Source organism: Enterococcus sp. PLH-Efm8, assembly GCF_053011625.1.
On record NZ_CP172568.1, the window covers coordinates 902,734 to 916,927 of the forward strand.

Sequence of the window (14,194 nt, forward strand, 5' to 3'; positions counted from 1 at the left end):
ATATAAAAATTATTTTGCGTACATATGATTAAAGAAAGGAGAGTGTGACACATGGAAACAGAATGGCAAAGACGTGAAAGAAAAAAACAGAAAAAAGAAGAGATGTTACGATTATGTCGATTATTAGATGTAAAAGACTGGGACAAAAACGAGCAAATTGCACAAAAAGTACGATCAATCATCCATAAAGAGGAAAAAGTTAAAAATAAAGACACGCGTAGAACTGAAAATGAAAAGAGAAAAGTACAAAAGAAAAGAGAAAAATCAAAAAGCTAGAAAGAAAAAGAGGCTGAGACAGAAGCGTTTAACTCCAAGAAATAAGCTGGAATTCACAAAAATTTGAAAAGCAATTTTCGTGAATTTCAGCTTATTTCCGAAGGAGTTGCTTCTGCTTTCGCCGTTTATACGTGTTTAGAGCGTGAGACAAAAGTGTTCTTTACTTTTGTCCCACGCTCTTTAATTATTATGTTCAAAATTTGTTTACACGGCTAATGTAGCGCCTAATTCATGTTTTGGAATCGAGATTTCAACAAGGCCTGCCAATTCGATTACTTTGATTTCATCCTCGTGGTAAACGGCGTCTTTGATTTTATCTAAGAAATAATTTTTAGCATCTTCGATTTCTTTCGGCTGGATTTTACGTTTGTCATTGATCAGCAGAATTTCATTATGTTCAGGGGCTTCAGTGTAGACAATAGTGGTATTTCCGGCTGTGTAGACCTTGACTAGATGGGCATCAGTGTTTTCAAGCTGGTTTAATACAAGACGGGAATGGCTGTTTGTTACATTTACCAATTTCATGGCGCTCACCTCTTTTATGTATTTTTAATTGCTTGTTTCTCTTATTATAATTTCTTTTTTATAAAATGAACAGTATTTTGACTTTTCTGAAAAAAGAATGAGACGGCATTTCTCAAAGAAATACCGTCTCACGCTATAAAACTGGATTTATTCAGCCGTTTCTTCGGCTGATTCTTTAGCCAAACGTTCTGGTTTAGAAGTAACGATGATTTTTCCATCTTTATCCAGTTTTGCTTTCAACTCATGGATAGAAGGGTGATCAAGATAAAATTCAGCGATACCATCTTCGATTTGTTCTTGGATCGTGCGTCGAAGAGGACGAGCACCCATAGATGGATCATAGCCTAAGTCAACTAATTTTTCTTTGACATTCGTAGGAACTTCGATGTGAAGTTGCTGTGCTGCCAGCATTTGGTTGACATCGTCTAGCATTAGTGTGACGATTGTCATCAAGTTTTCTTTTGATAATGCACTGAATTCGATGATCCCGTCAAAACGGTTCAGAAATTCTGGTGTAAAGTAGTTGTTTAATTGGTTCAATACAGAACGAGTAACACCTTCGCGTGCCGCACCAAAACCAACGTTTGCTTCTACTTTACCAGTTCCGGCATTACTTGTCATAATGATGATCGTATCTTTAAAGCTGACCGTTCTTCCTTGTGCATCTGTCAATCGACCATCATCTAAGATTTGCAAGAACATATGCAAAACATCTGGATGAGCTTTTTCTACTTCATCTAACAAGACAAGACTGTAAGGATTTCTCCGTACTTTTTCTGTTAATTGACCAGCTTCTTCGTATCCGACATAACCTGGAGGAGAACCAATCAATTTAGAGACACTATGTTTTTCCATATATTCAGACATATCGAAACGAATCATTGAATCTTGTGAACCGAATAGTTCGTAGGCAAGTTGTTTCGCAAGCTCTGTTTTACCTACACCAGTTGGTCCAACAAATAAGAAGGAGCCGATTGGACGATTCTGTTTGTTTAATCCAACACGGTTTCGGCGAATCGCTTTCGCTACTCGATCTACAGCGTTATCTTGTCCGATGACATGAGCTTTCAAGTCATCTGCTAAGTTTTTCAGTTGTGTCTGTTCTTTTTCTTTTAATTCACCCACTGGAATACCTGTCCGTTGTTCAACGATTTTTTCCATATCTTTTTCGGTAATCACAGGTGTTTCCTCTTCAGTGAGCTGACGTTCTTTCATTTTTTGAAGTTTATTGATCTGATCGCGATAATAAGCTGCTTTTTCGAAATCTTCTTCTCGAGAAGCTAAAACTTTTTGTTCTTCTGCTTCTTGCAGTTTTTTCTCGATTGTTTTAGGATCAACGATTTGGATCGTCAAGTTTTTCTTAGAACCTGTTTCATCTAGCAAATCGATGGCTTTATCCGGCAAGAAGCGATCTTGGACGTAACGATTGGATAAAGTTGCGGCTGCTTCGATGGCCTCATCAGTATATTTTACATGATGATAGTCTTCATAACGTTTTTGCAAACCTTTCAAAATACTGATCGTTTCTTCGACAGTTGGTTCATCTACCCGTACAGGTTGCATACGACGTTCTAAAGCAGCGTCTTTTTCGATGATGCGGTACTCATTTAAGGTAGTAGCACCAACCATTTGCAATTCTCCTCGAGCTAAAGCTGGTTTTAAAATATTACCAGCATCCATATTTCCATCACCAGCAGAACCAGCACCGACGATTTCGTGAACTTCATCTATGAATAGGATCACATTTTCTGCTTGACGGATCTCTTCAATCAATTTTTGCATACGTTCTTCAAATTGTCCTCGTATACCAGTACCTTGGACTAAAGATACGACATCTAAACGAATGACTTCTTTGTCCATTAATTTTTGCGGTACATCACCATCTACGATTTTTTGTGCTAAACCTTCAACAACTGCTGTTTTACCAACACCTGGTTCTCCAATCAAGACAGGATTGTTCTTGGTTCGGCGATTTAAAATTTCAATGACTCGTTTGATTTCGTCATCGCGTCCGATCACAGGATCGATATCACCTTGTCGTGCTTGTTCTGTGATATTGATTCCGTATTCTCCCAATAAACCTTCTGTATTGCCTTGAGGTGGCTGACCACCATTGAAGTTGTTGTTTCCGCCAAATTGTGTTGGTGGTGTTTGCTCATAATTTCCTTGCTGTTGCATTTGGCGAGACATGGAACGGAAAAGATCGTCCAAACTGCCAAATCCAAATGGATCATTTTGGGCCATATTAGTCAGACCTCCATTTTGTTGATTTTTGATTTTTTGATAACAGCTCTGACAGTAATCGAGTTGTGTCCGCTGACCATTGACAGTGGCATACAAGTGAATCGTTGCCTCATTCTTGCCGCAGTTTTGACAAAGCATGAATCATTCACGTCCTTTCACAAAAATGGGTACATCCATATTTTACATCTCGTTTTTCATGAGGTAAAAGAATAACCCCTAGTTTTTTAAGAGATTTATGAGGTAGAAAAGGTGAAATCTCTATTGACCATTCCTGACCTTTGACTCTTATTATACTAAAAATAAAAAGGGAAGCAAGTAATTCGTTTCATATGAAAACAAAGAGGGTCAAAGGAAAGAATGATAAACGTCAGGAGAAGAGAAAGCGACAAGAAAAAGGAAATAAACACGTTTGTTATAAAATGTGAAGAAAAGGATGAAAAAGAATCCGGAATAATTTGAATACTTTTATCTGAAATTGAATGAAAACTGTTGTATCTAACGAAAAAAAATGTTAATCTTTACAGATGAAAGGGTGGCATTTGTTAGGATTCTCTGAATTACTAAAAAAGAAAACCCTCACATAAAAACAACACTCACTTAAAGGAGACCGATTAATATGGAAAAGAAAGAATTTCACGTAGTAGCAGAAACTGGGATCCACGCTCGTCCAGCTACACTATTAGTACAAACAGCAAGCAAATTTAACTCTGATGTAAACTTAGAGTATAAAGGTAAATCAGTAAACTTGAAATCAATCATGGGCGTTATGTCTTTAGGTGTAGGTCAAGGTTCTGATGTTACTATTACTGCAGAAGGTGCTGACGAAGCTGATGCAATGGCAGCAATCGTTGAAACAATGAAGAAAGAAGGCTTATCTGAATAATGGTTGAAATGCTAAAAGGGATTGCCGCTAGTGACGGTGTAGCCGTTGCAAAAGCTTACCTGCTAGTTCAACCGGATTTAACATTCAGTAAGGCAACAGTAGAAGATACTGCGGCTGAAGAAGCTCGTTTGGATGCTGCATTAGCTAAATCTACTGAAGAATTGCAGCAAATTCGTGAAAAAGCAGCGCAAAGCTTAGGTGAAGCAGAAGCGCAAGTATTTGATGCCCATTTGATGGTTCTTTCAGATCCAGAAATGGTAGGTCAAATCAAGCAAAATATTAAAGACAACAGCGTAAATGCTGAATCAGCGCTAAAAGAAGTAACGGATATGTATATCGGTATGTTCGAAGCAATGGAAGATAATGCTTATATGCAAGAGCGTGCTGCAGATATTCGTGACGTTGCTAAACGTATTTTAGCGCACTTATTAGGCGTTACTTTACCAAATCCATCAATGATCAACGAAGAAGTGGTCGTTGTTGCACATGACTTGACTCCAAGTGATACAGCACAATTAGATCGCAATTTTGTAAAAGCGTTTGTAACAGACATTGGTGGACGTACTTCACATTCTGCTATCATGGCACGTTCTTTAGAAATTCCAGCAATCGTTGGGACAAAAGAAATTACTGCTAAAGTCAAAGAAGGCGATATTTTGGCTGTCAACGGGATCGAAGGCGATGTAATCATCGATCCTACAGATGAACAAAAAGCTGAATTTGAAAAAGCAGGTGCAGATTACGCAGCACAAAAAGCAGAATGGGAAAAATTAAAAAATGCAGAAACTGTCACAGCTGACGGCAAGCATTTTGAATTAGCTGCAAACATCGGAACACCAAAAGATCTAGTTGGTGTCCATAATAATGGTGGAGAAGCAGTTGGTCTGTACCGTACTGAATTCCTGTATATGGATTCTCCAGACTTCCCAACAGAAGATGACCAATATGAAGCTTACAAAGCTGTATTAGAAGGTATGGAAGGAAAACCTGTAGTTGTTCGTACAATGGACATCGGTGGAGATAAAGAACTACCATATCTGCAATTACCTCATGAAATGAATCCATTCTTAGGATATCGTGCATTGCGTATCAGTTTATCTGAACAAGGCGACGAAATGTTCCGTACACAAATGCGTGCATTGCTTCGTGCATCTGTTCATGGTAATTTACGTATCATGTTCCCTATGGTAGCTACACTCAAAGAATTCCGCGCAGCAAAAGCGATCTTTGAAGAAGAAAAACAAAAATTGATAAGTGAAGGCAAGGAAGTATCTGATACGATCCAAGTCGGCATCATGATCGAGATTCCAGCAGCAGCAGTCTTAGCAGACAAGTTTGCAAAAGAAGTAGATTTCTTCTCTGTAGGTACGAACGATTTGATTCAATACACAATGGCAGCAGACCGTATGAACGAACGCGTTTCTTACTTGTACCAACCATATAACCCATCAATTTTACGTTTGATCAAAAATGTAATTGATGCAGCACACGCTGAAGGAAAATGGGCAGGTATGTGTGGAGAAATGGCTGGAGATCAAACAGCTGTTCCATTGCTAGTAGGTATGGGTCTAGATGAGTTCTCAATGAGTGCGACATCTATTCTTAAAACGCGTAGTTTAATGAAACGCTTGGACACAGCGAAAATGGCTGAACTTGCTGATCGTGCATTGAAAGAATGCGATATGATGGAAGAAGTCGTTGAACTTGTTCATGAATATGTAAAATAAACAACGTATCAAAAGCTGGTGTGGCTTGTAAAAGAGCTACGCCAGTTTTTTTGTTCTTTTTTAAGAAAACGTTTTTGTCAGTAAGAATAGACAAAAATAGGGCTTAAGTTTGAGTGACAGTTTGTAGGCTATGTTATACTATATAAGTGAAGGGGGACGTAAGGTGAAGGTATTATTATATTTTGAAAGTGAAAAGATGCTTGCAAAATCTGGAATCGGGCGTGCGCTTGATCATCAAAAACGTGCTCTGACGGAAGTCGGTATCTCTTATACACTAGATGAAAAAGAAGATTATGACATCCTGCACATCAATACATACGGAATCAATAGTCATAATATGGTCAATAAAGCCAGAAGAGAAGGAAAAAAAGTTGTCTATCATGCGCATTCTACAGAGGAAGATTTCCGAAATTCCTTTATCGGATCGAACCAGCTTTCTCCTATCGTAAAAAAATATCTGGTAGGATTGTACCAAAAAGCGGACTATCTGATCACGCCAACACCTTATTCAAAACAGTTGTTGGAAAGCTATGGTATCCGTGTGCCGATTCAAGCTATTTCCAATGGGATCGACTTAGAGAAATATCACCCTGATCCAATGAAAGAACAAAAGTTCAGAGAATATTTCAAACTGTCTCCGGATCAAAAAGTAATCATTTGTGTCGGTTTGTTTTTCGAACGTAAAGGAATCATTGATTTCGTAGAAATTGCTAAGAAGATGCCCGAATACACATTTATTTGGTTTGGTCATGTTCCCATGTACTCGATTCCTCGGAACATCCGGAAAATTGTAAAAGAAGATCATCCTGAAAATGTCCTGTTTCCTGGTTACATTCGTGGAGAGATCATAGAAGGTGCGTATTCAGGTGCAGATCTATTCTTTTTCCCTTCTTATGAAGAGACAGAAGGGATCGTTGTTTTAGAAGCTTTAGCAAGCAAACAAAACGTACTTGTTCGAGATATTCCAGTGTATAATGGCTGGTTAGAAGATAGCAAGAACTGCTATATGGGGAAGACAAACGAAGAATTTATCCGACTGATCCAACAGATTACCAATCAAGAACTACCGAGTACGACACAAGCCGGTTATCAAACAGCAAAAGAGCGAAGTATCAATAAAATCGGTGAAGAACTTAAAAATGTATACGAAAGTGTACTGAATGAAAAAGTCTCTAGCAAATTAAAAAAAGTAAATCAGGTCAAGGACTAGTTTGGAGGCGAAAAACATGAAAATCGGCTTTTTTACCGATACCTACTTTCCGCAAGTCAGCGGAGTTGCTACATCGATCAAAACATTAAAACAAGAATTAGAAAGACATGGGCATGAAGTCTATATTTTTACAACGACCGATCCTAATGCGGATAAGTTGGAAAAAGATGTGATTCGAATGCCAAGTGTACCATTTATTTCTTTCAAGGATCGAAGAGTTGTTGTTAGAGGCATGTGGTATGCTTATTTGGTTGCCAAAGAACTAGAACTAGATCTTATTCATACCCATACAGAATTCGGAGCAGGGATACTTGGGAAGATGGTAGCTAAGAAGTTGAAAATACCTCTGATCCATACTTACCATACGATGTATGAAGACTACCTTCATTATATCGGTAAAGGAAAAGTGATCAGGCAATCCCATGTAAAATACTTGTCTAGATTATTTGCAAATCATACGACAGGTGTAGTTTGTCCAAGTGAACGTGTTATTGATACATTACGCAGCTATGGTGTAATAGCACCGCTTCGCGTGATTCCTACTGGTATCGACATTGAAAAATTCAAACGTTCTGATATCACTCAGCAGGATATCAGCAAATTAAGGGAGTCACTAGGTCTTCAGGAAAACCATTTGATGATTCTTTCTTTAAGCAGGATTTCTTATGAGAAAAATATCCAAGCCTTGATTAATGGGTTTCCTCAGGTCATCTCCGCTTATCCTAACGCCAGATTAGTTATCGTAGGAAAAGGACCTTATGTAGAAGAGTTAGAGGAATTGATCTCAGAACTGCAGTTAGAAGAATTTGTGCAGTTCACAGGAGAAGTGGACAACAATGATGTAGCACTTTATTATAAAGCGGCAGATTATTTTGTCAGTGCTTCTACTTCAGAAACACAAGGGCTTACTTATACAGAAGCGATGGCAGCCGGAACACCTTGTGTCGTGGAAGGAAATGCTTATTTGAACCGATTGTTCGATCATCCTTCATTAGGGAAAACTTTTGAAACCGACGAAGACTTTGCACCAGCACTTATTGATTATATTTCCAGTGAAGTTCCTAAAGATCCAAAAGTTTTAGAAGCTAAACTTTATGATATTTCATCTACACATTTCGGCGAAGCTATGATCGAATTTTATCAAGACATGGTTGTTTATCATGAAGAAGAGATGCGAAGAAAAGAAGAAGAAGACTCGATTGAACGAATCAAAATAAAATTAAATTCATTTAAAAGATAAAATTCAAACATTTTTTATGAAAAAATCCTTGTTTCTAGCGTATACTAGCATAGAAGCAAGGATTTTTGATTTTTAGGAGGTCGAAAAAATGAAACTTGGTTTTATCGGAACAGGCGTCATGGGAAGTGCTGTCGCACGCCATCTACTAGAAGCAGGACACGAAGTAGCTGTCTATAATCGGACAAAAGCAAAAGCTGATCCTTTAGTAACAGAAGGAGCTATCTGGGCAGATACACCAAAAGCGGTAGCAGAACAAAGTAATATTCTCTTTACAATGGTAGGTTACCCCAAAGATGTAGAAGAAATCTACTATGGACAGTCGGGGATTTTTTCTGCAGATATCTCAGGACATATTTTAGTTGATTTGACTACAAGTACACCAAGCCTGGCAGAAAAAATTGCAAAAACAGCAAAAGAAAAAGGCGCAGATGCGTTAGATGCACCGGTATCCGGTGGTGACTTAGGAGCAAAGAATGGTACACTGACGATCATGGTCGGTGGAGAAGAAGCCGTTTATGATCAAGTACTGCCTTTATTCAAAGAATTTGGTACGACATTTACATTGCATGGTTCTGCTGGGAAAGGTCAGCATACAAAAATGGCTAATCAGATCATGATTGCAGGTACGATGACAGGAATGACGGAAATGCTTGTCTATGCACAAAAAAACGGACTTGATTTAAAGAAAGTGATTGAGACGCTTTCAGGTGGAAGTGCAGCTAACTGGTCTTTAAGCAATTATTCTCCTCGTATTTTAAAAGAAGATTACACACCTGGTTTTTTTGTCAAACATTTTATCAAAGATTTAAAGATTGCATTAGAAGAAGCAGAAAAAATGGATCTTGTATTGCCAGCAACTACCCAAGCATTGAAACTATATGAAGAGTTGGCAGATAAAGGTTTTGAGAATGACGGAACCCAAGCTTTGATCAAACTTTGGTGGCCTGAAGGAAAAATACCAGAAAAAAAATCATAAAAAACGAGTTTTTTTAGAGAAAATCAATGCAAGTAGGCTATGCTTTTGATACAATATAACAGAAATAAGAAAAGGAGGACCTCCGATGACACATTCACAATTAGTCGCAATCATAAAACGACTGGAGGCTATGGTCGAGTCAGCAGATAATGAACTGCAAGTTCGCCGTTTTGAAAAAGAAGGCGTAGAGAAGTGTACAGTAACTTATGATAAAGCGACCGATACATTTGAATTAACTGAAACAGATACTCATCAGCAATACGAATTTGATAATATCGATATCGTAGCGATGGAAATCTATGACTTAATCCAATAAATTTTAGGATAATTGACATTTGAAGTTGAAGATGCCTAAAAGAAGCCGAGAAGCAACTAATTTAGTTGCTTTTCAGCTTCTTTTTTGTTTAACAGTTCAATTTCAAACTGTTCTTTTTCTAATTTTTTGCGGTAACTGATCAAGATTTGTACAGGATCGATTTCTTCTTTTGACAATTGACGTTTCAAAGATAAATGAGCTTCTTTCTTTTCATAATAGAAGTCAGGAGAAACGTCACCAGAGGTAATCATTGTTTCTGCAAGTTGACCATAACAAACGAGGTAGTGCTTTTTCTGACTCTCATCTGCTGCTAATGGCATGCTGAAGGTGAGCGATGGTGTTCTTAAAAACTGCTTTTGTTCCTGGATCCGTCTAATAAAATAAGTAACTAATTCGATATCTTTTTGAAGCATACCGGCTTTTTCGAAATTCAACTGATAGATGAAATGTTGTTGTCTTTTTTTCAAGTAAGTCAGTAGCTTTTTATTTCGGCCTTGAAACAGCCCTTGGAGTTCCTTTTTTTTCTGTTCAAAAGTCATTTCCTGTAGGTCAGGAAGCTGGACTCGCAAAGCTAACAAACTAATTTCAGACAACCAAGGCATTTGATAAGTTTCTTCCATTATACGCAAAATAGACGGCATTTTTTTATAGAGACGAAAAGGCCCGTATGTTCGAGCCGTAGGAGTATCTGTTAATACAAATCCCTTATTGGTAATATGTACATAATTATAATTACTGAAATAATTCATTTGTCGGTTATAAAAAGGACGGTAATGTTGGATCAATTGACACTCGAGCAATAAAGCATCTAATTCCGTGTCTACTACGACGAAATCAAAATCTGTTATATGATGAATCATACGTAATACTTTTTTTGAATGCTGTTTATTCTGATGAAAATAGCTGCTTACTCTATTTTTGAGCCGTTTTGCTTTACCAACATAGATGACCTTACCATCTCGGTCTTTCATAAGATAGACACCCGGCAGCATGGGGAGAGTTTTCATTTTTTCTTTTAACATAGGATCTCCTTTTACGCTTTGAATAAAAAGACTATAACAAATTTTGAAATAATGGACAAGTTTTAGGGAATTCTATAGTTCTGTTCACAGAAAATACTTTGATAATCAAAATATGTGAGATAGATGATTTTTCTAATAAAAGAAATTATAAATGCTGATTTATCAGTTGTTTTAAATGAGTAAAATCTTAAAAAAAGCTCATATAGTAAAAAAATGATCTTTTAAGGTTGCATTTTGAAAAAAGTTAAGATATAGTTTGAACATCAAAAGATTTGATAATCAAACTAATTAGTGGACGGTGGAACATGGAACCAGATTTAAAAACAGTAAATGATTATCTTGTTAGTGTCTTCAATGATATTTTGACAATCGAAGAGTCTGAGCTGAAAAAATCTCAATTCAAAGATCTGTCAATCACAGAGATGCACACGATCGAGGCAATCGGGATGTACAAGAAAAAAACAACTTCAGAAGTAGCCAAAGAACTATCAATTACTGTTGGGACCTTGACCACTGCTATTAACAAGTTAGTAAAAAAAGGCTATGTCGAACGTATCCGCAGTGAAGATGACCGCCGCGTTGTAAAGTTGGGACTAACGAAAAAAGGAAAGTTACTATTTCGGGTCCATCAGCATTTTCATCGTGAAATGGTCAAGAACATCTTAGACGGAATGGCTACGGAGGAACAGCATGCCTTGCTGGATGCACTGAAAAACTTGCACGACTTCTTGCAAGACTATAAGTGAGGATATTTAATGGAACAATTTGGAATGATTACTGCAACAGCCAGCGTCCTTCCTGAAAAGATTATTACTAATAATGATCTTTCCAAGATGATGGATACCTCTGATGAATGGATTTCGTCAAGGACGGGTATTCGTGAACGAAGATGTGTAACAAATCAGGAGACTTCTGATTTATGCATTTTAGTGGCGGAAAAATTGATAAAACAGAAAAATCTAAACCCTAAAGATTTGGATTTTATTTTAGTAGCAACAATGTCGCCCGATTACACGACACCATCTGTAGCAGCACAAGTACAAGGGAAATTGGGAGCAACTCATGCTATCGCTTTTGATATCAGTGCTGCGTGCTCAGGATTTGTTTATGCGTTAAGCATGGCTGAAAAAATGATCCGCTGCGGCTCAACTAAGGGACTGGTGATTGGTGGTGAAACACTATCTAAGCTAATCGATTGGTCTGATCGTACGACTGCTGTGTTGTTTGGCGATGGAGCAGGTGGGATTCTCTTAGAAGCGAATCCACAGAAAAAATTGCTGAAAGAAAAATTAGCAGCTGACGGTACCAGAAGTAGCTCATTGACCGCTGGCTACCAGCAAAATAAAAATCCGTTCTATTCAGAAGATTCAGAAGGTTCGTATTATTTGCAAATGACTGGCAGAGATATTTTTGATTTTGCCGTACGAGACGTTGCAAACAATATCCAAGAAGTCATGAAAGACAAACCAGTTGATTATCTGCTTTTGCATCAGGCAAACCTCAGAATTATTGAGAAAATTGCCCGAAAAGTAAAGATGCCGCAAGAAAAGTTCCTGACCAATATGGATAAATATGGGAATACATCTGCTGCAAGCATCCCTATCTTATTGGATGAAGCAGTTTCTAGTGGAAAGATCACCTTAGGAAAACAGCAGAAAGTAATATTTACAGGCTATGGCGGAGGTTTAACATGGGGAAGTATTCTCATGGAGTTGTAGACTGTTAAATTATAAAAATAAAAAGCAAACAATATCGGAGGAATATATTATTATGGTATTCGAAAAAATTCAAGAAATCATCGCAGAAGAATTAGGAAAAGAAACTGAAGAAATCAAATTGACTACTGACATCCAAGAAGACTTAGAAGCTGACAGCTTGGATTTATTCCAAATCATCAATGAAATTGAAGATGAATTTGACGTGAAAATCGAAACAGAAGACGGAATCAAAACGGTTCAAGATTTAGTGACTTACGTAGAAAAACAAACTGCATAATCATTAAAATTAGGTTGGGGGCTGGGACATTTCCTGAAATAGGAATGTCTCGGCCTTTTTGAATAGGAAGAATCAAACATATATTCTGGATATATTGGAGAAAAACATGAAAACAGCATTCTTATTTAGTGGCCAAGGTGCACAATATCAAGGTATGGGAAAAGATTTATATGAAGAAGCCGTTGTAAAGCAGACATTTGATGAAGCAAGTGAGATTCTCGGCTACGATATGGCTGAACTTTGCTTTACAGAAAATGAACGTTTGGATCAGACGCAATATACACAGCCAGCTATTCTAACAGTCAGCATCGCGTATTATCGCTTATTGAAGGAGCATGGAATCATCCCAGATGCAGCTTTAGGACTGAGTTTAGGAGAATATTCGGCATTAGTAGCTAGTAATGCGCTATCCTTCACTGAAGCAGTTGCGTTAGTAGCAAAAAGAGGCGCTTATATGACAGAAGCTACCCCAGCTGGAAGCGGGAAAATGGTTGCAGTGATGAATGCGCCGATTGAAACGATCGAGGAAAGCTGTCATGAAGCTAGCAAGTACGGCATCGTATCTCCTGCAAATTATAATACACCTCAGCAGATCGTGATTGGTGGCGAAGAAAAAGCAGTAGACGAAGCTGTTTTACTATTAAAAGAAAAAGGGTTCAAAAGAATGATCCCTCTAAATGTCAGCGGGCCTTTTCATACAGCTATTTTAGAACCGGCAGCAAAAAAACTGGCGAAGGACCTAAGTCAGATTCAATTCTCTGAACCTTCTTTTCCTATCATAAGCAACACAACAACGGAAATAATGAAGAAAGAAACAATCGCGGGACTACTTGAACAGCAAGTCATGCAACCTGTTCGTTTCTATGAGAGTATCCATAAGTTAAAAACAATCGGCATCGAACAAGTCATCGAAGTCGGCCCCGGAAAAGTATTAAGCGGATTTATGAAAAAAATCGATAAAACAATACCAGTTCTGCGTGTTGAGAATAAGCAGACATTTGATGAAACAATAGCAATACTATAAGGAGGAACGTTATGGATGTAAAAGGAAAAAATGTATTTATCACAGGTAGTACAAGAGGAATCGGCAAAGCGATGGCCTTAGCTTTTGCAAAAGCTGGAGCAAATATCATTTTGAATGGTCGCGGAGAGATTCCAAAAGAAAAGATAGAAGAAATCGAAGCATTCGGTGTAAAATGCGTAGGAGTTTCCGGTGACATCTCTGATTATGAGAAAGCGGGACAAATGATCAAAGAAGCAGAAGAAAAGCTTGGATCGATCCATGTGTTAGTAAACAATGCCGGAATCACAAATGACAAACTTGTGATGCGAATGGATGCAGAAGATTTCAAAAAATGTCTGGATATCAATTTGATTGGAACCTTCAATATGACGCAGCACGTATTGAAAAAAATGATGAAGCAGCGAGAAGGGGCCATCATTAATCTCTCTAGTGTATCTGGGTTGATTGGAAATATTGGTCAAGCAAATTATGCAGCTAGTAAAGCTGGCGTAGTAGGATTAACAAAATCTGTGGCACGAGAAGCTGCAACTAGAGGCATTACATGTAATGCCATTGCGCCAGGATTCATCACAACTGATATGACGGAAGTTTTAGCAGACAAAGTCAAGGAACAAGCGGAAAAGCAAATTCCGATGCAGCGTTTCGGACAAGTAGAAGATATTGCACAAACAGCAGTTTTCTTAGCACAAAATCCATATATCACCGGACAAGTCATCAATGTCGATGGCGGATTGGTCATGCACGGATAAGAAAAGG

At 37.9% G+C, this 14,194-nt stretch carries 15 protein-coding genes; 12 read left to right on the forward strand and 3 right to left on the reverse strand.

The features are described 5' to 3' along the window. The first annotated feature begins 51 nt into the window (after window positions 1-51). Entirely contained in the window at window positions 52-276 is a 225-nt protein-coding gene (locus tag ACIFUW_RS04515) for a hypothetical protein (RefSeq protein WP_002287661.1), read from the forward strand. Between the two features lie 204 nt (window positions 277-480). Here the strand turns inward: ACIFUW_RS04515 and ACIFUW_RS04520 are convergent, their stop codons facing one another. Further along, the gene (locus ACIFUW_RS04520; protein ID WP_002290825.1) at window positions 481-801 is read right to left on the reverse strand and encodes a DUF1827 family protein; all 321 of its coding nucleotides are present in this window, start codon (window positions 799-801) and stop codon (window positions 481-483) included. A gap of 147 nt (window positions 802-948) precedes the next feature. Next, window positions 949-3,183, reverse strand: coding sequence for an ATP-dependent Clp protease ATP-binding subunit (locus ACIFUW_RS04525; protein WP_002287598.1), 2,235 nt, complete (start codon window positions 3,181-3,183; stop codon window positions 949-951). 478 nt (window positions 3,184-3,661) lie between these two features. Here ACIFUW_RS04525 and ACIFUW_RS04530 point away from each other — a divergent pair, with 478 nt between their 5' ends. The 6 genes from ACIFUW_RS04530 to ACIFUW_RS04555 all read left to right on the forward strand — a co-directional run bounded on the left by ACIFUW_RS04530 (window position 3,662) and on the right by ACIFUW_RS04555 (window position 9,397). Next, window positions 3,662-3,928, forward strand: coding sequence for a phosphocarrier protein HPr (locus ACIFUW_RS04530; protein ID WP_002287602.1), 267 nt, complete (start codon window positions 3,662-3,664; stop codon window positions 3,926-3,928). Further along, window positions 3,928-5,655: a phosphoenolpyruvate--protein phosphotransferase gene (gene ptsP / locus ACIFUW_RS04535; protein WP_002287603.1), complete on the forward strand. Its 1,728-nt coding sequence runs from the start codon at window positions 3,928-3,930 to the stop codon at window positions 5,653-5,655. The genes ACIFUW_RS04530 and ptsP overlap by 1 nt, the downstream gene beginning before the upstream one ends. A gap of 163 nt (window positions 5,656-5,818) precedes the next feature. Next, window positions 5,819-6,865 carry a glycosyltransferase family 4 protein gene (locus ACIFUW_RS04540; RefSeq protein ID WP_002296953.1) on the forward strand — a complete coding sequence of 349 codons (1,047 nt, stop codon included), beginning with the start codon at window positions 5,819-5,821 and terminating at the stop codon, window positions 6,863-6,865. Window positions 6,866-6,881: 16 nt separating this feature from the next. Beyond that, a complete protein-coding gene (locus tag ACIFUW_RS04545; protein ID WP_002287605.1) occupies window positions 6,882-8,105 on the forward strand; it encodes a glycosyltransferase family 4 protein in 1,224 nt (407 codons plus the stop codon). 88 nt (window positions 8,106-8,193) lie between these two features. Beyond that, on the forward strand, window positions 8,194-9,081 hold the full coding sequence (locus tag ACIFUW_RS04550) for an NAD(P)-dependent oxidoreductase (protein ID WP_002287606.1): 888 nt from the start codon (window positions 8,194-8,196) through the stop codon (window positions 9,079-9,081). 85 nt (window positions 9,082-9,166) lie between these two features. Further along, entirely contained in the window at window positions 9,167-9,397 is a 231-nt protein-coding gene (locus ACIFUW_RS04555) for a YkuJ family protein (RefSeq protein WP_002287607.1), read from the forward strand. A gap of 56 nt (window positions 9,398-9,453) precedes the next feature. On the opposite strand, the gene ACIFUW_RS04560 is transcribed toward ACIFUW_RS04555, so the two are convergent. Next, a complete protein-coding gene (locus ACIFUW_RS04560) occupies window positions 9,454-10,419 on the reverse strand; it encodes a GIY-YIG nuclease family protein (protein WP_002287608.1) in 966 nt (321 codons plus the stop codon). A gap of 305 nt (window positions 10,420-10,724) precedes the next feature. On the opposite strand from ACIFUW_RS04560, the gene fabT reads away from it, so the two are divergent. The 5 genes from fabT to fabG all read left to right on the forward strand — a co-directional run bounded on the left by fabT (window position 10,725) and on the right by fabG (window position 14,187). Continuing rightward, window positions 10,725-11,165: a fatty acid biosynthesis transcriptional regulator FabT gene (gene fabT, locus ACIFUW_RS04565; protein WP_002287610.1), complete on the forward strand. Its 441-nt coding sequence runs from the start codon at window positions 10,725-10,727 to the stop codon at window positions 11,163-11,165. A gap of 9 nt (window positions 11,166-11,174) precedes the next feature. Further along, window positions 11,175-12,137, forward strand: coding sequence for a beta-ketoacyl-ACP synthase III (locus ACIFUW_RS04570; protein WP_002287612.1), 963 nt, complete (start codon window positions 11,175-11,177; stop codon window positions 12,135-12,137). A 52-nt stretch (window positions 12,138-12,189) separates the two neighbouring features. Then, a complete protein-coding gene (locus tag ACIFUW_RS04575) occupies window positions 12,190-12,414 on the forward strand; it encodes an acyl carrier protein (protein ID WP_002287614.1) in 225 nt (74 codons plus the stop codon). 106 nt (window positions 12,415-12,520) lie between these two features. Then, window positions 12,521-13,438 (forward strand): ACP S-malonyltransferase, encoded by a 918-nt coding sequence (gene fabD / locus ACIFUW_RS04580; RefSeq protein WP_002296950.1) that lies wholly within the window; start codon window positions 12,521-12,523, stop codon window positions 13,436-13,438. Window positions 13,439-13,449: 11 nt separating this feature from the next. Continuing rightward, window positions 13,450-14,187, forward strand: coding sequence for a 3-oxoacyl-[acyl-carrier-protein] reductase (gene fabG, locus ACIFUW_RS04585; protein WP_002287617.1), 738 nt, complete (start codon window positions 13,450-13,452; stop codon window positions 14,185-14,187). The last annotated feature ends 7 nt before the right edge of the window (window positions 14,188-14,194 follow it).